Raw genomic sequence first — 23,096 nt, forward strand, 5'->3', positions numbered from 1 at the left:
AAGGTTTCTATTGAAGTCGAGTTGCAGCTTATAACGAATTAGGGGTCAGGCTGACCCCATTCTGAGTTTTTAGACTCACTAAAATGGAGATGGTTTAGCAGAATTTTCGCAGGTGAGTGTTTGTTCCAGTTGTTTGAGTTCAGAATAAATATCAGCTATAGGACCATGGTTAAGACAGCTTGTGTTTTCACTATAGATATCATCAAGCGACTGATTGTTTATAATTGCGGACATTAAAGCATTTGCTGCCAAGATGAACTTACTCTTTCCAACATCCAAATCGGTGCTCTGTGTTAAAAAAAAATCAGGTTGATAAGTGCTTGTTCCTGATTCGAGATCATTTTTACAAATTTGTAATAATCCCAGGAAAAGCGCTTTTTTAATGTCCCGATCCACATATTGCTGATTGATTGACAAAATAGCATCCTGCATTGAAACATGTTGCAGCAAGCAAGATTTTAACTTGGTAGCCGGGATAGCGCTTATTAAAGCTAATCGATTTTTGTGGTCTGTTTTGGAAATTATGTTAACGAATTCATCACGATTTGTTATATCGGCAAATAGTTTAAATGATGTTGTAGCTTCAAATTTATTAAGTTTGATATTTTCTAAACTTGCCCCTTCTGATATCAGGTATCGAGCTATTGCATATTTTTTCAATTTGAGTGCAAGGTATAAAGGAGAATTTTTGGGGTCGTCAGGTGAATCAAATTTAAAACCTCTATCTATAAGTAATTTTAATACTTCAATATTATTTTCTTTAATAGCTAAATGTACGGGGGAATCGTTATTAGAAGTCAAGCTGTCACAATCTAACGCACTTTTATGATTAAGTAATACTCGCACAGATTCGATGTGGCCTTTTACAATAGCAATATCGAGTGGTGTCATGCCATTTTTATTCTTGATGTGCATATTTGCACCGTTATTTAATAACACTTCTAATATTTCTGGGTCGTCTCTCTGGTAAGCAAAGAAATATAAAGCTGTCTCGCCAGTGTTCGGATCAACAGAATTCAAGTTTATTCCCTGTTGTACCAATGCGTTCACAATCCCGATATTACCACGCGCCCACAAAAGCAAGGATTTTTGCCGAAACGTCTGATGAATGTCTAATTTTTTATTATTTATAAAATCTTCTATTATCTCAGGGTTATGTAATGATATTAAATGGATAGTATTATCATTTAAAATATTCATTCTTTCATCGGTGATTTTTTTATATGCACTTCTGAATTGTGTTAAATCACATTGATTGTCTGCTGCGATTAGTATTGTTAAGGAAGGACTATGAATACTTCCAGATGATAATTTTTGTCTTGCAATATTAATTGTATTTATTAAGCCAGTATAATCATTTTCATTAAATGATATTTCTCCAGATTCATTGTTGGGATCAAAAAACCACCATTGGTCGTCATGAAATTGTAACGCCATACTATGCTTGACAAATATAATGAGACAGATATTATTTTTAATTGCATTTTTTGTCTGGGGACTATCCAATAATTGTTTTAGTTCTTTATCATCAAAATCACCGGATACCGCTTCATCCTGGACTATGCTATGAATATGGCCCTCTGAATCAAGATATTCAAAATATCCCCCAGGTTGCAGAAATCTTTCCTGCCTGTAATTGGGGCTCGTAATCATATTTTTAGTAGTTAATTTTCCATGATTGAAATAAAGATAATTCACCACTTTCTCAAGGAGTGTTTCAAGTGTTTCATCTAGAGAGTCAGAATCAGGAAGTGCGAGAGGCAAATTCAAAGATTCCTCACTACCGTCCCATGTTATTATTGCAGTTAATGCAGAGTTCCACCATGCAGATTTCCCTATCTTATTCATAACGCTGTAACAAACACTTAAGCCAAAACATAATCCTCCTTTATCTACATTAAAGTCAAAAGAGTCATTACCGTGTTTGCCTTTCTGTACTTCGAGGTATGCTTGAAGTTTTGGAATAATAACCATCTGGCTTAAATCGATTGACTGTTTAGATTCCACAACTATCTCCTTGGTCCGACTAATACTCACAAGTCTGTTATAAGGATAGTTTTTGACTTAAGCATTTATTTTGTAGTTATATTAAGTATAGTCCATAGCCTGGGAACTTTGGTTGATACATCCCTATCTCCAGGTTCCATTGGGAGCTTGGTATGGATTTAATTGAGAAACAAAAAAATCATCAATAGACATTGCATTTTCTTGAAAAATTTCTCACATTATGCGCTTGTCCCAGATGTCCCCTCTTGCCCCAGTCATTTCTAATAACTTTGTGATGATTATAATAGCTTGGATTGATTCTTGTATGCTTGTTCAAGAAATTTCTGATACCTACCAGAACAGAGAAATTTATAAAATATACTAGAATTATAAAAGATAAAGACAACATTTAACAAAATTAGTAAAAGGGAATTTATGAGATATACAGCTATGTTCCAGGGATGGGAAAAGTTAGCTCTTTCAGACATGCTGGTTGCTTATAGAAAGGCTAAAGCTGATAATTTTTTTGAAAATATATTTCCTTCATCGAGTAAATTTGCTGAGTATGAAAGAGACCTAATAAATAATTTAAAAAAATTGCTTAAAAGGCTTCAATCAAATAATGGGTTTGAAAATTGTGATGATCTATTAGGCATCCCAAGACTTATACCAAAAAAATTGACATCAGAGTGCAAGAAGAAAAACGAAAATATTCATTTCTCAGATCCAACTAGAGAATTTATAAGCATAAAGGAAAATTTGCATGCAGAATTTAGAGTTGTTGGTGATTTTCCTATTGATACACATATTATCTCAGCACTTTGGATAAATATGATTGGTTATAAATTTGATGCCGTACTTAGTCATAATGTATACAGTGCTAGACTTAAAAGAATAAACAATGATGGCAGAAAGTTAGAATCATTTCATCTATCAGCAATTGATTCATTTGAACCTTATTACCACAGATACCAAAAATGGAGAGAGGATAGTCTAAAAGCAATACGAGATAATTTACATAACAACAGAAATGTTATTGCTGCTTCGTTAGATTTAGAGAATTTTTTTCATAATATTGACCCATCGTTTCTTTCATCTGATGCTTTTGTAAAAGAGCTTATTGGAAAGCGTTTTACAGGTCTATCAGAAGATGAAACTAAATTTAATGTTCAAATGAGTCTATTCTTGAAATGCTGGTCAGATAAGGCCAGTTCATTATTTGATAATAGTCTCTTTAAAGGTGGTCTTGTTATAGGATTAACAGCGACTCGTGTTATTTCAAATATCATTTTGTATAAGTTCGATAAATTGGTAAAAGAAAAAATTACACCAATACATTATGGTCGTTATGTTGATGATCTTTTATTAGTAATTTTAGATCCTGGTAATATAAGCAATATTGTAGAGTTTATGGATTATTTGAAAAACAGATTAGGTAACGGTTATCTAAGCAATGATAATGAGAAATGGTCAATAAATTTGGGAGAAGATTATCAGAGAAAGTCAATATTCCAATTTCATTCTGAAAAGCAAAAATTATTTGTTCTAGAAGGTCAAGCAGGGTGTGATTTACTCGATAGTATAGAAAAAGAGATCAATGAATTATCTAGCGAACATCGTTTGATGCCTATGCCCGATCAACTAGATCAAACAACTGCGGCACGAGTGCTTTCTGCTTCAGATAATACTAGAGAGCAAGCTGACACTTTTCATAGAGCTGATGGGTTGACAATACGGCGATTAAGTTGGGTATTGCAGTTGAGACATTTTGAATTATTAGCACGAGATTTACCAGCTAATGAATGGAAAGAGGAGAGAAAGGAATTTTATCAATTTATTAAAAACCATATTATTAGGACTGATAAGTTCTTTGAATTTTATAAATATTTACCCAGAATTTTGGGTTTTGCAATAAATCAGGGTGAGCTAAACAAGGCTTTGGACATTGTAAACTGCACATTCAAATGTGTTGAAGAGCTAAAAGATGTTAATAAAATAAAGATTAATGGGAAAGAAATTCCTTCAGAAATTAAAAATGACGTATTAAATAAGCTTGAAGAAAGTTTAATTGAAGTCTATAAGGAGGCACTCTTTAGATATTTAGATTTAAGTAATTACATAAATAAAAATAAGCACTTCAATTTTTCTGAAAAAGATAAAAATATAATTCAGCAAATATTGTCAAAATTAAAATCCTCGGGGCCAAATATAATTTTTGAAAAATCAAAAAAATTGTTGATATCTGATTTGGCCACTATTCCTTATAAAGAATTTTTATCTAAAGCTTATGCAAAAAGTTTATTACATGAATTTAATAGTGATAAACAGACTGAAAATGAAATCATGCAGGAGTTTCAAAAAGCTGAATTACTAAATACTCAAAATCTAAAAGAGTTTTTGAATAGACGAAAAAAAACAATACTCCAAGTTGATTTTTATTGTCCATTTCTCTTTCCAACTAGACCATATACACCTGAAGAAATTGCCAGTATTTCACCTGAGTGCATTTGGCCTCAAAAGTCAAAGGGAGAATCACCGAGAGCAATTTGGTCAAAATACGTTCAGGCTCTTAAAGGAGTATGGATTAATCCCTCTGTTTTGGATGAAGAAGTTAACCTAAGTGAGAAGAATATTATAAGAGTAGGTAGTTTGCTCAAAGATAGGATTATAGTTGCTATTACAAGCTTAAAAACGTCAGAAGAGGAATGGGCGTATTCTGCTTGCGGTAAGCCTTCCTTGACTCTTAAGCGCTATAAACGAATATCAAAACTTATCAACCAAGCGCTACAATTATCACCCAAACCTGACTATTTAATTTTTCCTGAACTATCAATACCAATTGATTGGATACCTAGTATTTCAAATCGTTTATTAAAATCCGGTATAAGCTTAATAGCTGGTACTGAATATAGAGGAAAAAAAGAAAATAAAATTTTTAGTGAGGCCTGTCTCTGCTTGATAGATAATAGTTTAGGGTATCCCGCATCAATTAGAATATGGCAACCCAAGCTCAATCCAGCTGTTGGTGAAGAATACAAACTCCTATCAATCTTTGGGAAGACATGGTACAAGGACAAAAAAAGTCTGAAAGAAACTATTTATAATCATAACAATTTCTACTTTGGTGTTATGGTTTGTTCGGAGTTACAAAACTCAAAATTACGTATTAGTTACCAAGGCACCATCGATGCTCTTATGATACTTTCATGGAATAAGGACATTGAAACTTTTTCTAAATTAATAGAGTCTGCAGCTTTAGATCTCCATGCTTATATTATCATGGTTAATAATAGAAAATATGGGGACAGTAGGGTAAGAGTACCTAGTAAGCAAGAGTTCAAAAGGGATTTAGTAAGGCTAAGAGGTGGAAAAAATGATTTCTTAGTTTCAGTCGAGTTAGATATTAATGCTCTTAGGACATTTCAGTCTCGCGCTAAAAGTTGGCCTAGAGATGAAGATCCATTTAAACCAGTTCCAGAGGGCTTTGAAAGCTCACCTGGGCGTAAGAAAATTCCCCCCAGATAGGTAAAGCTTATATAAAGTTGAGAATATCAAAAATAAAGTTGATTCAACATCTCTCTTATGGATTTAGGAATATTGAAAATTACAAATTAAGGTTAAATGCTTTACCTCAAACTTCGACACATATTCGACAGGTAAAATTTAAGGTTTGATTGATTTTCGCCAAAAACCCAGACTGGATTTGGCTCCCCGGACAAGACTCGAACTTGTGACCTAATGATTAACAGTCATTTATTATTCGATATTAATTGATTTCAAATAATATCAAAAAATATCATAATTATATGTATATAAAAGATATTTATTGGAATTTGACTTTATTTTAATATCATTTAATATTATCTCAATTCATATTTAGTGGTACCAAAATCGGTACCAAAAATCATCTTGGTACCAGTTATGAAATTTACTGACGCGTATATCCGCAATTTAAAACCCCAGCAAAAATGGTTTGAACAAATCGAGTTTAGTGGGCTTGGAATTCGAGTCATGCCAGGGGGGGGTAAATCATGGATCTTTAGGTTCACTTTTGATGGCAAGCGTTACAAGATGACTTTGGGCAAGTATCCGGGAATTGGCTTGAAGGAAGCACGTGAGCTAATGTTGGATGCGGAACATTTAAAAGAACAAGGGATTAATCCTATAGAGCATGCTAAGCAACAACAAGCCAAATCGGACAACACCGTAAAGAAACTTGCTTTAAGTTGGTATACTCATTATGTCGAAAAGCATTTAAAGCGTCCTTTAACGGTTAAAAAACAAATAGAGGGTGATATTAATATGCTTCTTGGTGATTGGGTTTTGGATGAATTGGAAACAAGGCATATTACTCAAGCGTTGGATAAGATTGTCAAACGAGGTGCAAGCGTGCACGCAAACCGCGTTTTAAGCTCTCTCAAACAAATGTTTGGCTATGCAGTAAGCCGTGGCACTATGAGCACTAATCCCGCCTCTAATATTCGCGCAAGAGATATTGGCGGTCATGAGAAACCAAGAGAGCGTGTTTTAAGTCTGGATGAAATCAAGTCCCTCTGGCTATTTTTGGACAGTAATGACTCCCAAATGGCACCACAAACCCGCATTGCGATTAAGATTATTTTACTGACAGGTGTTCGTACTGCTGAACTGCGCTTGGCGCAATGGAGTGAAATCAATTTTGAGGAGTCACTTTGGACTATTCCGGCTTTGCATTCCAAGGCTAACATTGTTCACAAGGTACATCTTAGTTATTTAACCAAAGAATTATTGTTGCAGCTCAAAACAATTAGTAAATCGGAATATGTTTTAACAGGTATAGACTATTGCAAACCATTGACAGAAAATGCTTTACCTAGAGCTATTAAGCGGATTCAAGAGCGCTTAGGCACTTCAGAGTGGACAGCGCATGATCTGCGTCGTACATTCGCCACTCAACTTGGAGAGACTTTACAAATTGACCCTGTGGTTATAGAGAAATGTTTGGGGCATAAAATGCCACGAATCATGGCAACTTATAATCGAAATGAAATGTTGCCTCAAAGAGAAGAGGCTTTGGAACAATGGGCACAGCATATACATAATTTAATGGCTAATAATATTGTGTATTTAAATATGAAAACGAAGTGATGGCATAACTACAAATGAATATAGTTTCTACTGAATGGAATTATGATGAGTGAACTGATAAATATATACTGTGATGAAAGTTGCCATTTAGAATCTTCGGCAATAACCATTAATAATAGGTATATGGTACTTGGTGCGATTGCATGTCCTATTAAAGACAAAGATGCAATATTTAAAAAAATTAAAGAGATTAAACGTCAAAATAAGCTTAAAGAATTCTCAGAAATAAAATGGACTAAGGTTACAAGAAATAAGCTCGCAGCATATGAAGCTTTAACAAATTATTTTTTTAGTTGCGAGCAGCTTTCTTTTAGAGCAATTATCATTGATAAAAATCAACTGCAACATGATCGATTCAATCACACCCATGATCAGTTTTATTACAAAATGTATTGGCAAATGCTGGAATGGTTTATTGATCCTAAAAATTCTTATCATATCTATCTCGATATTAAAGATACACAAGGATATTTAAAAATAGAAAAACTTCATGAAGTGCTTTGTAATTCCCATCATGATTTTAATAAAAAAGTAGTAGCAAAAATCCAAGAAGTGAGATCACATGAAAATGTATTAATCCAACTAGCTGATTTAATGATCGGCGCTATATCTTATGCTAATCGATATCCTCTAGGTGGGCAAAGTTGTGCAAAACAACGAATTGTAGATCTAATCAAATCACATACTGGTCTGTCTCTTGTTCGCAGTACCTCTCTCGGCGCACGTAAATTTAACTTATTTAATTGGGAGGGGCGTTTGTGAGTTTGTATCCCTTACCTGATCTCGTATTGTTTGAAAGTTTTGGTGGTGATTGGAACAACTACCAAAATGCTTTATATCAACTATTCCTTGATAAAATTGATCGTAAACTATCATTTCTCGGATTACCAATTAAATGTCGTTATTTTGAACCAATTTCTGAAATGCATAGAAGTTTTTGGCATTTGGTCACTTCAGGTCCAGTAGAAGATGAAGACCGAACCGTAGATTTTCGTCGTTGTGAAAGGATTAATTGGATCCCCCACATAATCCAACATAGCAGTTACTCAGAAATTTTATGTTGGGAGAACAAAAGAGGCTCGAATATAAACACTGTACTATGGCTTCCTCCAGAGCAATACATGATTATTCTTTCAAATCGTAAAGATTACTATTTGTTAACTACTGCTTACGTGCATGATGAAAGAAAAGGCAAGACAAATCTGAAAGAGTCCAGTGCAAATAAAGATCCCAGAAAAAGCTGAGGCCGCCTAAGCGACCTCGAATGCTCCTTCTACACTGAAGGTAGATGAGTTAATAGTATTATAGCAGATTATACAGCCTGTATGTCAAATAATTGGAGACCAAATAAGTTGTGTACGCCTTACCATACACAAAAAATATCATTATCATTTAATATCAATCAATATCAGCATTTGAAATGCTATTGACCTATGTAGTTTCCTTCCTACAATGAACCCATAAAGACTATTAATTCGCTTAAAATGGATGATACGAGGCATGAATTTTTTATTTGCCAATGCTTATGAGTTAGCAGCGTTACTTGAATTGCCTTATATACAAAGATTAGTTTACCTGATGGGTATTCGTCCATATATGGACAGACAAAGTTGCATCGTAGGTATCAAGCGCAGAATCAGTTATCAATCATTGCGTGAAACCCTTTATGTGGGACCTATTGCAGGCGTTAAAACAGGCAGTCCAAGCCTTCAGCAAATGAAGCGGGCCGTTAAATCATTAGAGCGTGCTGGACTTATTGAGATTCAGTCCACTGAAAGGCACTTAATCGTGAAGTGTATTTACGCTGAATTGGATAACCCTGCTCCAAATAAGGCAGTATCGAAGCCGAACCGTAATCCCGACACAAACCCGACACAGGAAGATGCTGTGGAATCAGGAGAATCATGTACATTAAGACACAAACCCAACATAGGCAATAACTCTGAGGCCGACCCACCTCAGAAGTCAGAAGATAATAATTATATATATGTGTGTAGCAAATTTGAAAAATTTTGGAAAAGTTATCCACATCCCGTTGATAGGGAAGCAGCTTTTTATCAATTTAGAGAGCTTAATCCTGATGATAAGTTATTTGAAAAGATGATGACGGGACTACATAAGCAAATTGAAAGTTATAATCTTCTGGTAATGATAGGTGCATGGGTACCTAAATGGAAGTATCCGGCAAACTGGTTGGCCAGAAAATGTTGGCAAGCAGATCCGTACGTGTTTGAGCATTCATTACCAGTTGCACATGGCTTGGAAAATGAACAGATAGGTCTTCAAGAGGACTGCAATCTAGATCATACTTAATTTCAGCGATGTGGGATACTCGATAACTGGTTAGGCTCTGCACTTTGAGAGAGAAGAATAATTTCTTTATCATCTATTATTATTTTCTGCGTCACTGCAATTTTCCAGCAGTGACGCAGAATTAATAATTCAATCTTAGCCAGTAAAATCAAGACCAGTAGCCCTTTTGTCCGATCACGCTACTCGGGATTGGACATTATTTACATGATAAATCGATAGTAACGTTCTCTATTTTGTTCGCTGAATTAAATGCGTCACTGCAAGTTTCGTGCAGTGACGCAGGAAAATCACCCTGATTAGGCTCAATAAAATCAAGGTATCCAGAGATTTTGTCCTGACGCCCATCTGGCGCCAGGACAAAATTTTTATCTTGAACTGATTGTTTAGAACTAATCTATTTGTTATTTTGAAATGAAGCATAACTGATGAGCCATATGGGCGAAACGTCATACGATGTCTTATGCAAAGCTACTTTAACCCTTAACCTGTGGCTGGACGTTAAGTAGGGTAAATAACGGTGAAATTATTAATAATTGTTTGATCTACATAAAAATACAGGAGATATTTAATTTAAAAAATAGTTGTAAACAGGCGAGCCGTTTGCCTTATAACGGTTGATTTGCCCCCTTTCTTCGAGCATTACAGCATTGCTGGGTTTCAACTTTGAGTGAGCCGCTCGACCAACACTAAACTCAGAACAGGGCAAATAACATTTCGATCATTGCTTATGAGATAATTGAATGGATAAATTACATGAAGATGCTGTCCATATTAATGAAAAGCAATGGATTATTCCACTTGTTATATTTATTATTTGTTTTATAGTGGTAATTTTTGCCATTAATCAGATTATTATTTTGGCAAAGCCTCATACAAATTTGAATACAAACAAATCATATACCCCAATTGATGAAGAGATTTCAAGCCTTATAAATAATCCTGAAATATTAAGCTATCAAATGCTTGAGAAAAAACCATTATTGAATTTTCAAAATGGCTCTGCTTTGCAAACACAACTTAATATATTACCACAGATAAAGAATTTGCCACCAATCGATCAAAATACAATTATTAGAGTTAAATTAGTTGAGTGGAAGATTAAGCAGCTTCAAGATCAATTCAACCAATTCTCAACAGATAATAATGAGCCCATTATTTTCAAAACATTGTTCTGGCTATTAAGTTTTTTAGTTTGGATAGGATCTATTGTTGGCGGGAAAATGTTAAATTTTCTTACCGATAGATATATCATTAACAAGTACTGGGGTTAAAATATATTACTTGAACAATCAATCTTGAGTATAACTTGTCGGTTTTTAAATTAGCATATCAATTAATCCAAATGTTGATATCATAATTTCCTAAATTTTTTTGTTCTAAATATGCCCTTCCTATGGCTATGCCTACAGCTGTTAATGAAAATTGGGAGAATTGATAGTTATCCCAAATATTAAGAATATTTTCAAATGAAGGAATTGTTTCAAGTTGCTTTTTGATTTCCTCAATTGATAAACGATTATTATTGAGAAAATTTTTTAAATGATCTTTTACTTCATTATCTTCAATGACAAATGGAACATTTCCAACTTGAACAGGAGCATTTTCAAATAAATAAAGACCTATATGAGGATTTAGCAGATAGGTATCATTATTTTTTTTGATAAAACAAATATCTTGCACGTTGATTGGCAATGAAATTTCTTTTAATTGTTCTGATGTTACCATTTTAATAAAGAGTTGAGGATAGCTTTCAGATATGATAGGTAGCAGAGCATTAGATGTGAATTGTAAAATTTTTCCACAAGAAATTGCCTCCAAATATTCAAATCTTGAAGTAGTAGCTTCCAACTCTTTAAATTCATTAGCAACTATACCTAGCCTTTGAAAAAGGCTAGGTTCATCAAGTAATAGTGTATATTTTGTTCTAGAAAATATAAAACTAAAAGCCAACATCTTAATTAAATTAACATCAAGTTTAGCGGCTATTTCTATTGACTCATTAATAGCCAATTCTGTAATGGAGCATTTAGGCTTTTGTACTCTATCTGCAATTAATTGGCTTAATACTTCATGAACTTCAATAGAGTTTGTGCGGCCAGCACCTTGCATGGCTTTATAAAGAGCCATTTGGACATCTGCTTCAGAAAATTTATCTAACGCAGAAGAAGGTAATTGTTCTAATTGACTATTTAGATTTGCGAGGAAGCTTTGTGAATTTAAATTAAATTTTTCAAAGGCTCTTTCTGCATATGGATACATAGTTTGCTGAAAAGATTTAGCCAGTATCTGAATTGCATTTAAATCAAAACCCGTAATTTGGTTATTATGGCCTACAATTTGAAGAGCAGCTCCATTCTGATTCACTGTATTATACGAATTTTTGGAATTTATGTTACCTTCCGAGACCTGCTGTATATTATTAGCGCCTTTGATTGAGTTGTTTTTTTTAATCCAGCTTCTTGCTTTGAATATCCCTATAATAGCAACAATAATTGGTACGGCTATGCCTGTAATAAGCTTATAATGCGCTTCAAGAAAATCAATCACTTCATCTAACTCGCATAAGTTGTTATTAAATCGGTACCAAAACTGGTACCAAGCATCAGGAAGGGAAAACTTGGAATGCGCCAAAACCCAGACTGGAATTGGCTCCCCGGACAAGACTCGAACTTGTGACCTAATGATTAACAGTCATCCGCTCTACCGACTGAGCTACCGGGGAATAGGGTGGGAATCTTAAAACGATTCTGATTGAGGGTCAAGTAGATTTAATAATAATTTTTTAAAATCTGGTTTATTGAGGGTGAATATTATCTTTCATCGGTCTTAACGGACACCTTATCCCCTAAAAGAGAGAAAGTGTCCGTGCTCTTTTAACTGCAAAAACGTTGTAAGCGGTTTAAGGCATCTTGTAATGTTTCCATACTGGTTGCAAAGGATAAACGGATGCAGCCTTCATTACCAAATGCAGATCCTGGTACTAGAGCAACGCCTGCTTCGACTAACAGTTTTTCAGAAAACTCAAGATCATTGGCGTAGTCGCGTTGTTCTATGATTGCTTGGACACTGGGGAAAATATAAAAAGTTCCATCAGCAGGAATTACTTCTACTCCAGAGATTTCTTGCAATCGGGAGGCTACAAAGTCATGTCTTTGGCGGAAGGCTTTTACCATTTCTATGACGCTCTCATTGCCGCCTGTTAGTGCGGCTACAGCTGCTTTCTGGGCGATAGAACACGGGTTTGAGGTCGATTGGGACTGGATGGTTTTCATCGCATTCATTAGTGGAGCGGGGCCTGCTGCATAACCGATGCGCCAACCGGTCATGGCGTAAGCTTTAGATACACCATTTAAGACAATGGTTCGGTCATATAATTCGGGACATGCATTAAGAATGTTAGCAAAAGGCTGGCTCCAGAGAATATGTTCGTACATATCATCCGTAGCAATAATAATCTGTGGGTGTTTTTTTAAGACTTCACCTAAAGCCTTTAATTCATCTAAGGTGTACGCTACCCCTGATGGATTGGATGGGCTATTTAAAAAGATCATGCGCGTTTGGGGGGTGATTGCTTCCTCGAGCTGTTGCGCATTGATTTTATAACGTTGTGCTGGGGTTGTAGAAATAATCACCGGTATTGCATCAGCCAATAAGACCATATCGGGGTAAGAAACCCAGTATGGCGCAGGTATAATCACTTCATCACCTGAATTAAGCAGAGCTTGGCAGAGATTGTAACAGCTTTGTTTGCCGCCAACAGAAACTAAAATTTGATTGGCTTGATAATCAAGACCATTATCTTTTTTGAATTTATTTTTAACGGCTTCTTTAAGCTCAGGTATGCCATCAACAGCGGTGTATTTCGTATGGCCTTGATTAATGGCAGCGATAGCAGCTTCTTTAATGTAATTGGGTGTGTCAAAATCGGGTTCACCAGTACCCAGATTAATGACATCATGCCCTTGAGCACGCATTTGGGTAGCCTTTGCTGCTACAGCTAAAGTAGGTGAAGGCTTAACTTTTTGCACGCGTTTTGCTAATGCGATATCCATTTGTTGCTCCTGTGAGATATACTAATAAGATATGAAAGATTTATTTAAAATATATGCCGATTATAAGCCCGCTGGCGACCAGCCGGCCGCCATAGCCTCATTAATTGACGGCTTGAAATCAGGTTTATCCAAACAAACCCTTTTAGGGGTGACTGGTTCGGGCAAGACTTTTACTATAGCACATGTTATTCAAGCCATGCGCCGTCCTGCTTTGATCATGGCTCCCAACAAAACGCTTGCTGCTCAACTTTATGGCGAATTTAAAGCATACTTCCCCGACAATGCGGTGGAATACTTCGTTTCCTACTATGATTATTATCAGCCAGAAGCTTATGTTCCTGCTTCGGATACCTTTATTGAAAAAGATTCATCCATCAATGAGCACATAGAACAGATGCGTTTGTCTGCAACCAAAGCCTTAATTGAACGTAAAGATGCGATCATTGTCGCAACAGTTTCTGCCATTTATGGTTTGGGTGATCCTGATTCCTATTTACGTATGGTATTACATCTGTCCCGTGGAGAACAATCCGATCAGCGTAAAATTTTAAGACGACTTGCTGAAATGCAGTACACTCGAAGTAACTTATCCCTTGAGCGTGGCCAGTTTCGCGTGCATGGCGATATAATTGATATTTTTCCTGCTGATTCAGAACGGGATGCAATACGCATCGAATTATTTGATGATGAGGTGGAAAACATCGCCCAATTTGACCCGCTTACCGGGAAAATTCTGTGCCGTGTGCCGCGGATCACTATTTTCCCTAAAACGCATTACGTGACGCCGCGTGATCGTATTTTGCAAACCGTGGATTGGGTCAAAGAAGAGTTGCAAGAGCGTCTGGCTGAGTTTAAGGAGCAGAATAAATTAGTCGAAGCACAGCGTTTAGAGCAACGTACTGTTTTTGATATGGAAATGATGCTTGAGTTGGGATATTGCTCCGGTATTGAAAACTATTCCCGTTATTTATCAGCACGTGAGGCGGGTGAACCTCCACCAACTTTATTTGACTATTTGCCCGATGAGGCATTGCTGATTATTGATGAATCCCATGTTACTGTCCCCCAAATTGGTGGGATGTACCGAGGAGATCGCTCCCGTAAGGAAACCTTGGTTCAATATGGCTTTAGGCTTCCTTCGGCTCTGGATAACCGACCATTACGGTTTGAAGAGTTTGAAGGCCGCTCGCCGCAAACAATTTACATTTCAGCAACTCCAGGCACTTATGAAAAAGAACATTCTGATAATGTAGCCGAACAGGTAGTGCGTCCTACAGGACTTGTCGATCCGGAGGTGGAAATTCGTCCTGTGCGCACTCAGGTTGATGATTTAATGTCAGAAATTCGTAACGTAATTCAAGAAAATGGACGAGTTTTAGTGACTACTTTAACAAAACGAATGGCAGAAGATTTAACCGACTATTTGAATGAACATGGTATTAAAGTCCGTTATTTGCATTCAGATATAGATACTGTAGAACGGGTTGAAATTATTCGTGACCTGCGTCTGGGAGTATTTGATGTTTTGGTGGGAATCAATTTGTTACGCGAAGGTTTGGATATGCCAGAAGTCGCTTTGGTTGCTATCTTAGATGCAGACAAAGAGGGCTTTTTACGTTCCGATCGTTCTTTGATCCAAACTATAGGACGTGCAGCACGTAACATGAAAGGACGCGCCATTCTTTATGCGGATAAGATTACTGGTTCCATGCAAAGAGCTTTGGATGAGACTGACCGAAGACGTGAGAAGCAAAAAGCATTTAACGAGGCGTATGGAATCACACCTAAAGGGATCAGTAAGTCCATAACCGATATCATGGAAGGGGCTTATCAAGGAAAGCGTAACGCTGCAGTTGCCGAACCAAGCCCGGAGTACCTACATTGGTCAACGCAGGAATTAGTGAAACACATTAACACTTTGGAAAAGCAAATGTATTTGCATGCAAAAAACATGGAGTTTGAAGCAGCGGCCAAGGTTCGAGATGAATATCTTTTATTGAAAGAGCAATTAATAAATAGATAACCCACAAGATGATGCCGCTGAATGTCATTACAGTTAATTTATTTGATTTATTGCTGATATATTGCAAGAAAAGGAATGCTATATGTTGTCACGAGTGACGCGATTCCGTTTATCAGGAGCTACTCATTGTGCTGATTATAAGCTCCTTTAGTTTGAGATGCTCCTCTTAAGACAAATAGGGTTATTTCAGTAAATTATTTGCGCTTAAGAGGAGCGTAATGCATTGGCGCAGTTTTAGAAGTCCTCTCTAGAGAAATGCTCTCCGTTATCCAACAACGAGAAAATTATTCTCAATCCGCTTATTGCTTCTCATTAGAAACTGCCATAGAAACCGCTGTTGGTATTATCTCGATACTCTCAAACCCCTCTATAAAATCCTTAAATTGTTGTTTATCAAATTGATTGTACAACATTAAATGTACATTATATTTCAGCTGACCTTTTATTATCTCTTGTTGCAAATGCCCAATTACTCCTGATATGGCATTAGCACCATCCATATAATGTCGTGCTTCCTCCGGGCAGTCAAAGGAGCTTTTTAATCTACAAATAGTACCTGGATTCGCTTTCTCATTAAGTATCTGTGTTAAAATTGAGTTATTCATAAAGGTAATATTCTCTACTGCTGAATTCTAAATTATTCATTTCTTCTTCACATAAGCTACTTACTTCACATGCATGAGGGGCTTGGAACATGAGATGGCCTACGTGTGGATCGTTTTTAGCCATAAGTTGGTTAATAAATAAAGTAGTTAATAATTGCGTTATAGGCTTAGGCAAACCCTCCCTGATATCAAAGTCACCTTCTGAAGATATTAGATCAAAAGTAGGGAGCATTATATGAGGTAAAATAGCAAGCGCCTCTTCTTTACTGAACGTTTTTGTGACTCGAGTTCCGGATTGTTGAGGTAACTCTAAAACAAAACCACCTTTGTTTACGTTTAATAAACACTCGTTGTTTGAAGAGGTAAGAAATTTACCTTTAGAAAAACATATTGCACTCATGTACCAACGGAGCGCCGTATTAAGGCATATATCAGAAGGGATATCTAATTGCGCCATTAAAAGATTGCCTTGCTCTCGCTGCATTTGTATGCTGGAAGCAATATATGTTCTAAACTCTTCTTCCAATTTCAGCATTTTTTGAAAGGTATTGTCCGCTCGCTCGTGGAGAACCCGCAATTCATCCTTGCTCAAATTCTGTATTTGTCCCTCGAATAGTTTTCTGTAGGATTCACTAAACTCAATTGATGCTTTAAGCGCATTTCGGTCATATTGATGGATCATTGCCACCGCATTTGGATCATTATTGGCTAGCAAAAATTGATTTATACTTAAATTAAATGGTGAAATTATATTAAAACCTTCTTCTGGATTTAGAGAACCATTTTTTTTGTAAAACATTGTGGTACATTTTTGTCGTGCAAAAGGAAGCATTGGGCCTGCAATCTCTTGCTGATATAACAGACCATACACTTGAGCAAAATCTATTGCCGCTGCAGGGCCGTACACAGATGCTATTAAAGCCGTTCCTTCTCTAGCCCAATGTTCTAAAGCAATAGCCCCATTTTCAGGACCTTTAGCCAATGCGAAGGCTAGCGCAACTGGTACTGTTTCAGTGTATGATCTATATTCAGTATGGCCGGTTAAATGTTTAAGAACTTCCTGCCCTCTTTCTTTTGCATACTTAGACATATCAAATATATCTTCATAAGGCTTCACTTTATTTGTGAGTGAAGTGGGAATGGTGAATAAACCTCCATCGGTTGGTTTTCTATATAAAAAAAGGTTGAGAAGGGGATATCCACGATACGCAGTCTGTCCAGATTCAGGTGTAAAAGGAACTGATTCAGAAGTGGAAGAATATGAAATACTTTGCCGATGAAATCCCTGCTCCATATTGTGTAATTGTAAAATGGCTTGTACTTCATCACACCAAACCTTCTCAAAGCCTCTAACCCTTATATTAGGATCAACTTTAAAAAATCCATTCGGATTTCTACGCCGAGCCCTTTGTGCAACGGATAAAAATAAGCGAGAATGCATACTACGTACTCCTATCAAAGATGAATTGAAATGAATTTGTATATTTATTATCCAATATCAAGCTTATAGGGAGTTGAATTAATCTACGCATTTTTTACATTTTAGGGGGTAAAGATGACGATTTAGTGGTTTAAATAAAGGAACTGGCTATGTCGCATTAATACAGGGGCTACTTGCAATCCGCAGGCAGGCGGGTTGGGTTATTTTGACCTGAGGGAGCATCACTTTTTCATTATCCATTATTTCTTCGTTCCGCCCCTGCGAACAAGTCGTGGGGACGGGATGTAGGAGGCAATAACAAAATAATTTCAGCTGTTCCTTACTGTTAAAAAGAGGAAGGATTTATAGAGGGGTTTGAAGATGTGCTTAGCTCGCTGTCTAACTTATCGACCAATTTTGTGCAATGTACGCCATCAGTAACAATAATTTTACTCATTAACTCTTCATTCGGTGCATGTGTTTGCTCACGCATAGCATTTATTCCTGCTAAAGAATAATACATGGACGCTTCATCACTGCTTTGGGGCGGCAACCCCACCGCGCCTTCATTTCCAGGACGACTGATACTGTCACCGCATATTTGCGTCCCCAGGTATGCGTCCTCTGCATCACTTAAACATGGGGTCAATTTCTGAACCACTGTAATTCGAGGATGCGTTATCGCTGCAGGGTAACTCATATCCTTACCATAATTCATAAAGTAATCTAAATCGTCTGGATGCAAATCAAAGCGCTTCATTAAGGAGGGAAAATTAATTAATTCAACTTTATTAATTTTTTTGAGCGGCAAAGTATTTAACAATTCGTCTAAGACTTCAAGATATAAAGTTTCCAATAAATTATCCAATGCACTGATGCCAAAAGCTCCCAAACCAAGACCTTTTAACCTGATGACACCTGGCTCCGGCATAAAGAGATCGCTTGCCATAAGCGTCTGTTTCAGAGTATGCCTTAGCCTGGTTTTATAAGCATTGATGTAGAAATAAGCCTCTTTAGAGCCCAACTCTCCCTGCGGCAATTTAAATTTTATGAACCGGCATGCATCCTTAGACTTGGGTCCTTGTGGGTATTCATCCCCATAAAGATCTTGGGCAACAGCCGCAAAACCTTGCAGACTTAATGCTTCGGCTCGCCGTTCATAATGCGGGTGGCCTGGTTTTTCATCAGCATATTCCAGGCACATTAATGCATCATAGTGCAAACTCTGTCCATTTCTTAGTTCAGGACCCACGGCGTAATTAATAAATACTGGCCCCAAATGTGCTTTTTCCAACTCCTGAATAACACTTCCTGTACGGTAATGAGGAACTGCCCCATTGTTTCTGTAGCGTACTCCATTTTCAATTGGCAAAAAATAGCCATTGGCGGAAACCAAATGGGATAATGCACTTTCCTCTATGGTCAAATAGTGTTCGTATAATTTACTTTTATCCTCTGGAGTAGCAACCGCTAATAGCTTATCGCGATCAGAAAGATGGTGCAGGGGTTCACTTAACTTGTGATGGCCGTCTCTATAATACAGCAGCCGACCGTCTTGGTATGCCGCCTCATATCGGGCTTTGATTAAGCGACAGAGCATTTCTTCAAAAGTGATTGTACGATATAGATTGCCAAGAGCAGTGTGCTCTAGTTGTTTCGCCTTATAAAACTTCTCAAGTATTGGTAAGTGCTCCTCTAAGATGAGCTGATAACAATTCTCATCCAATAAGTTAACAAATTTAACCTGGTCTGGCGTTAAAAATTTTCGAAAATCAAATAAACTGCTTTTTATCGGTCGCTTATTGAACCATGCGCTAAACATGGAGCCCAGTGATTGCTCTTGAGTGATAGAGTCTAATAGTCGCTTTCTTATTGCTAAAGTTTCATGGTACAACTCTTTATCTTGGAAATTAGGTACTGGAGAAGCAAAATTTCGAGAGAACATGGAGTGGCGGCGCAGATTAGATGTATGGGATCTATTTATCATTCTTGAAAACATAGTCTTCCTTATTTAATTCAATTTAACAGTACTGATTATCCATTTATTATCCAATATCAAGCTTATAGAAAACTGAATTAAACTACGTGTTTTTTGAATTATAGGGTTACTTGATAGAGCCTGGCTAAAGGGCGATTAGTCTAATGTGAGTGCATTTGTTAAACGATTTGTGGGGCAAGCTTTTGCTGAGAAGCTTGTAATAAGATAGCCCCGACAGACATGGATTATGAACCCTGGAGTTCAAGTGGGTAGCGGATGAATCGGTTCAGGCTTCCCACTCAAGGCGGGCTTGCACAACGCCGATTTCAGGAGGCTTCCCATGCTGTTAGCATTGGTTCTAAAATCACTTGCTATCGGGTTAATCTGATTATACCATGGCCATCTGGATTAAAGTCAAGAATGACGCCGCTTTTCCTTGTATCTTCTTCACTTTGATGCATCAGGTGAAGTTTGGGATAAATAGTTTAACCTTAAGCTGAAACGCATATACTCCTTACACTGGAGTGAGTCAAACACTATGAAAATCTAGAATGGTCGTTTGATTCCTAAGAATTTATCGTTTACCATGTTGTAACTATGAGTCAATCAAAGTTCTTCCCTTGTATTGTAAAAACAACCAACATAAGAGGTTATGATGGCAGCAACTGCATCAAATATGCTTCCATTGGGGAGTAAGGCGCCTGATTTTACTTTAATGGATACGCGGAACGAACAATGGATTTCCCTTGCTCAGATTAAATCACCCATTGCTACGGTAATTATGTTTTTATGCAATCATTGTCCCTACGTGAAACATATCCAAACAAAAATAGTAGACTTGGCTGAAATTTATCAGAAAAAAGGAATTCAATTTGTAGCAATCAGTTCCAATGATGCAGCAAAATATCCTGCAGATGGGCCAGAAAAAATGCGAATTGAAGCGGAACTATTTCACTATCCATTTCCTTATTTATACGACGAGTCCCAAGAGGTTGCCTTGGCATATCAAGCAGCATGCACCCCTGATTTTTATATTTTTGATAAAAATTTGCTTTGTGTCTATCGCGGCTGTTTGGATGAATCAACACCAGGGAATAACAAACCAGTGACTGGCTCCCACTTGCAAAACGCACTGGATAATATTCTTGCTGGAAACCCAGTAAGCACCGAACAAAAACCAAGTATTGGGTGCAATATTAAGTGGAAGGAGCAGCTGTATGGATAATACACTATTCCCCTCTCAATATGAGCTTGCATCACGCCAATTCCGGATGCTTCCTGTGCTGATTTACCATAGCCGTTTCGATTAAAGTCGAGAATGGTGCTGGTTTATTCTATGACATTGATGGATGCTCATCCTCGCTCTCTTCATCATCCTCATTTGCAAAACTCCATGCGTCTTTAAGTTGGAAAAATGCTTCTCTATTAAACTTCGAAGAAGGTGTTGATGATTTAAACTTCTCGCGAAAGAAAGAAGAAACTTTATCAAAAAGCGAAGTCACTCCCTCTTGCATTTCTTCAAGAATGGACGAGGTTCTGCTTGCTTTTGGGGTTTCGCTGCCCGCAAAAAAGTTTTTTAGACGAGTCAATTGAGCCTGGATTCCATGTTTTAAAGTGTGAATCAGCTCTTCTAATTTATGGTGTTGTTCACTTCTTTTAGGTGGATCAACGATCCCCAAGCGAATTAATTTTTTATACTTCACCTTTGAAAGAAGCGTGCTGGATTCGGGGGCATTACCGCGAGGTTCGAGTTCCTGCGAAATCTTATCGTGCTCGTTGTCAATTTCTTTTTGGGTTTTTGAGGACAGTTCCTCTTGGTTCCTGTTTATTTCTTCTAAGAGCATATAATCTGGCTGATGAGATGTTGCGCTAATTGCTTTCTGACAATTTCCAATTGTTTTATCCATACCGGCCAATCCACTACAGCCCTTGACTATTTTTCCTTCACTATCCAAAACAAATGAGTTTTTTTCATCCGTACTGAATGTAATATCAGTCACGGTAAAATTCAGGGGGAGGTATGCATTATCTTTTTCACAACGCACCCTTAGATCAGATACTTTATTAAATAACTTATCAAGATCCTCTAGAACTTCGTGGGCATGAGCTGATAGCCCCTCTTTTGTTTTTGCCAAACGATAGACAGGAGTTTTTTGAACTGCGGCATAAATTTGACAAGCGGCATCAAAATTTTTTCGAGCGACCAGTTTTTCAGCAATTAAAAGATAACGCTCCACTGTAATTGTGCGTTCATCCATTGTTTTTTTTGCCAGAATGTCGTTGAGCACAAAATCAGCCACTTTATCATAACTTTGGAAGAGCGCCCGGGCACGCTGTGCTTCGACGAGCATCTTGCGGCGTTCTGCCTCAACATAGTAGTCAAGAGGCATAGGTTTCATTTGCTCAATTGCAGTTATTTGCTCTGATGAGTCCTTTTGGACTTGTTCAATTTCTTTTCTTGTTTCCTCTCCGGAGAGTCCTTTTTTTTCTATTTCTGCTATTTTTTTAGAAGTTTCATCCTGAATTGCTTTAATAGCCAGTTCCTTAGGCATCGTTTCCATTTGTTCAATAGCAGTAATTTGTGCTGATGATTCTTTTTTGATGTGTTCAATTGCTTTTTCGGTTTCCTCTTTAGGAAGTCCTTTTTTTTCTATTTCTGCTATTTTTTCTGCAGTTTCGGCTTCAACTGCTTTAATGGCCAGTTCCCTAGGCATGGTTTCTCGCTGCTCCATAGCAGTTATTTTTTTTAATGATTCTTCTTTGACGCGTTCAATCGCTTTTCTTTTTTCATCTTCAGGAATTTCTTGTTTTTCTATGTCCACTATTTTTTTTGTGGTTTCAGTCTCAATTGCTTTAATCGCCAGTTTCTTCGCTTTTTGGAACTTGTCTTTTGTAGCTGCCGCAAGTGCTTTTTCTCGAAAAAACTCATCGGGTTTATTAAACACATCCAAAATACTTTGAGCATAATTTTTTGAGCCCTCAGTGGTGATGGACGCAAAAGTATCCATAATTCTGTTCATTAGATATCGGTTTATATGTTTTATGGCTCTCATTTCACGCTTGTTTAAATGCTCATCATGAAGGAATAATGCATCAAATGCTTCCTGAAATTTTGAAAAGCCATGGATATTTATCAAGTTTTGACAATGCCCCTTGAAATCATCGATTTTGAAGGGACGAAATCCAGCAATAAGCATACGTAGAGCGTCTGGAAGTTTGGCTTCCAAGAAGCTACCTTCGCTAAGCGGGTCATCATGTGGTGTATTTTCTGTGAGATAACTTAAATCATCCAGGTTTTCTTCTAAAATATCCAAAGCCTCGAATATACTCGTTTCATCTCTAAGTGGATAAAAATCAATTGATGTTTCCAATTCAGTGAATAATCCATTAAGTTGACCCAAATTCTCTCTAAAATGGTTATTTTTTTTAAAACGACTTGCTGCTTTATACCGCATCTTTTCACCTAACTCGATATACCACGTGTATAAAAGTATAGGCTAAAATAGGTTCTTGAATGTTCTCATAATGATTATATTATTAAAAAATAATACAGGGAGCCATTGCAATTGATTTTGATTACACGAATTTTCTA

The 23,096-nt window shown here is 36.9% G+C and carries 15 protein-coding genes, 2 tRNA genes and 1 other RNA gene; 8 read left to right on the forward strand and 10 right to left on the reverse strand.

Annotated elements, in window-relative coordinates:
* Positions 1–78: 78 nt before the first annotated feature.
* The gene (locus Lpar_RS04280; RefSeq protein ID WP_058516749.1) at positions 79–2,007 is read right to left on the reverse strand and encodes an ankyrin repeat domain-containing protein; all 1,929 of its coding nucleotides are present in this window, start codon (positions 2,005–2,007) and stop codon (positions 79–81) included.
* 414 nt (positions 2,008–2,421) lie between these two features.
* Here Lpar_RS04280 and Lpar_RS04285 point away from each other — a divergent pair, with 414 nt between their 5' ends.
* The gene (locus tag Lpar_RS04285) at positions 2,422–5,511 is read left to right on the forward strand and encodes an RNA-directed DNA polymerase (protein WP_058516750.1); all 3,090 of its coding nucleotides are present in this window, start codon (positions 2,422–2,424) and stop codon (positions 5,509–5,511) included.
* Between the two features lie 179 nt (positions 5,512–5,690).
* On the opposite strand, the gene Lpar_RS18745 is transcribed toward Lpar_RS04285, so the two are convergent.
* Positions 5,691–5,760: transfer RNA gene (locus Lpar_RS18745), tRNA-Asn, on the reverse strand.
* Positions 5,761–5,907: 147 nt separating this feature from the next.
* Between Lpar_RS18745 and Lpar_RS04290 the strand changes: the two genes are divergently transcribed.
* The 5 genes from Lpar_RS04290 to Lpar_RS04310 all read left to right on the forward strand — a co-directional run bounded on the left by Lpar_RS04290 (position 5,908) and on the right by Lpar_RS04310 (position 10,697).
* The gene (locus Lpar_RS04290; protein ID WP_058516751.1) at positions 5,908–7,113 is read left to right on the forward strand and encodes a tyrosine-type recombinase/integrase; all 1,206 of its coding nucleotides are present in this window, start codon (positions 5,908–5,910) and stop codon (positions 7,111–7,113) included.
* 42 nt (positions 7,114–7,155) lie between these two features.
* Positions 7,156–7,875, forward strand: coding sequence for a DUF3800 domain-containing protein (locus Lpar_RS04295; protein WP_065236063.1), 720 nt, complete (start codon positions 7,156–7,158; stop codon positions 7,873–7,875).
* Positions 7,872–8,357 (forward strand): hypothetical protein, encoded by a 486-nt coding sequence (locus Lpar_RS04300; RefSeq protein WP_058516753.1) that lies wholly within the window; start codon positions 7,872–7,874, stop codon positions 8,355–8,357. The genes Lpar_RS04295 and Lpar_RS04300 overlap by 4 nt, the downstream gene beginning before the upstream one ends.
* A gap of 256 nt (positions 8,358–8,613) precedes the next feature.
* Positions 8,614–9,426 (forward strand): hypothetical protein, encoded by an 813-nt coding sequence (locus Lpar_RS04305; RefSeq protein WP_058516754.1) that lies wholly within the window; start codon positions 8,614–8,616, stop codon positions 9,424–9,426.
* A gap of 740 nt (positions 9,427–10,166) precedes the next feature.
* On the forward strand, positions 10,167–10,697 hold the full coding sequence (locus tag Lpar_RS04310; protein WP_058516755.1) for a hypothetical protein: 531 nt from the start codon (positions 10,167–10,169) through the stop codon (positions 10,695–10,697).
* Between the two features lie 58 nt (positions 10,698–10,755).
* On the opposite strand, the gene Lpar_RS18295 is transcribed toward Lpar_RS04310, so the two are convergent.
* The 3 genes from Lpar_RS18295 to Lpar_RS04320 all read right to left on the reverse strand — a co-directional run bounded on the left by Lpar_RS18295 (position 10,756) and on the right by Lpar_RS04320 (position 13,478).
* Positions 10,756–11,973 carry an LPO_1073/Vpar_1526 family protein gene (locus Lpar_RS18295; RefSeq protein WP_133133933.1) on the reverse strand — a complete coding sequence of 406 codons (1,218 nt, stop codon included), beginning with the start codon at positions 11,971–11,973 and terminating at the stop codon, positions 10,756–10,758.
* Positions 11,974–12,072: 99 nt separating this feature from the next.
* Positions 12,073–12,148, reverse strand: a tRNA-Asn gene (locus Lpar_RS04315).
* A gap of 151 nt (positions 12,149–12,299) precedes the next feature.
* Positions 12,300–13,478 (reverse strand): pyridoxal phosphate-dependent aminotransferase, encoded by a 1,179-nt coding sequence (locus Lpar_RS04320; protein WP_058516756.1) that lies wholly within the window; start codon positions 13,476–13,478, stop codon positions 12,300–12,302.
* A 31-nt stretch (positions 13,479–13,509) separates the two neighbouring features.
* Here Lpar_RS04320 and uvrB point away from each other — a divergent pair, with 31 nt between their 5' ends.
* A complete protein-coding gene (gene uvrB, locus Lpar_RS04325) occupies positions 13,510–15,501 on the forward strand; it encodes an excinuclease ABC subunit UvrB (RefSeq protein WP_058516757.1) in 1,992 nt (663 codons plus the stop codon).
* 299 nt (positions 15,502–15,800) lie between these two features.
* On the opposite strand, the gene Lpar_RS04330 is transcribed toward uvrB, so the two are convergent.
* The 4 genes from Lpar_RS04330 to ssrS all read right to left on the reverse strand — a co-directional run bounded on the left by Lpar_RS04330 (position 15,801) and on the right by ssrS (position 19,888).
* Positions 15,801–16,106, reverse strand: coding sequence for a hypothetical protein (locus tag Lpar_RS04330; protein ID WP_058516758.1), 306 nt, complete (start codon positions 16,104–16,106; stop codon positions 15,801–15,803).
* Positions 16,099–17,547 carry a hypothetical protein gene (locus tag Lpar_RS04335; RefSeq protein WP_058516759.1) on the reverse strand — a complete coding sequence of 483 codons (1,449 nt, stop codon included), beginning with the start codon at positions 17,545–17,547 and terminating at the stop codon, positions 16,099–16,101. Before Lpar_RS04335 ends, Lpar_RS04330 begins: the two co-directional genes overlap by 8 nt.
* Positions 17,548–17,872: 325 nt before the next feature.
* On the reverse strand, positions 17,873–19,525 hold the full coding sequence (locus tag Lpar_RS04340; protein ID WP_058516760.1) for a hypothetical protein: 1,653 nt from the start codon (positions 19,523–19,525) through the stop codon (positions 17,873–17,875).
* Between the two features lie 202 nt (positions 19,526–19,727).
* Positions 19,728–19,888, reverse strand: a non-coding RNA gene (gene ssrS / locus Lpar_RS18300) — 6S RNA.
* 271 nt (positions 19,889–20,159) lie between these two features.
* Between ssrS and Lpar_RS04345 the strand changes: the two genes are divergently transcribed.
* Positions 20,160–20,729 carry a thioredoxin family protein gene (locus Lpar_RS04345; protein ID WP_058516761.1) on the forward strand — a complete coding sequence of 190 codons (570 nt, stop codon included), beginning with the start codon at positions 20,160–20,162 and terminating at the stop codon, positions 20,727–20,729.
* Between the two features lie 109 nt (positions 20,730–20,838).
* On the opposite strand, the gene Lpar_RS04350 is transcribed toward Lpar_RS04345, so the two are convergent.
* Positions 20,839–22,959 carry a RasGEF domain-containing protein gene (locus tag Lpar_RS04350; protein ID WP_058516762.1) on the reverse strand — a complete coding sequence of 707 codons (2,121 nt, stop codon included), beginning with the start codon at positions 22,957–22,959 and terminating at the stop codon, positions 20,839–20,841.
* Positions 22,960–23,096: the final 137 nt, after the last annotated feature.

It is taken from the genome of Legionella parisiensis, from assembly GCF_001467945.1.
GTDB classification, from domain to species: Bacteria; Pseudomonadota; Gammaproteobacteria; order Legionellales; family Legionellaceae; genus Legionella; species Legionella parisiensis.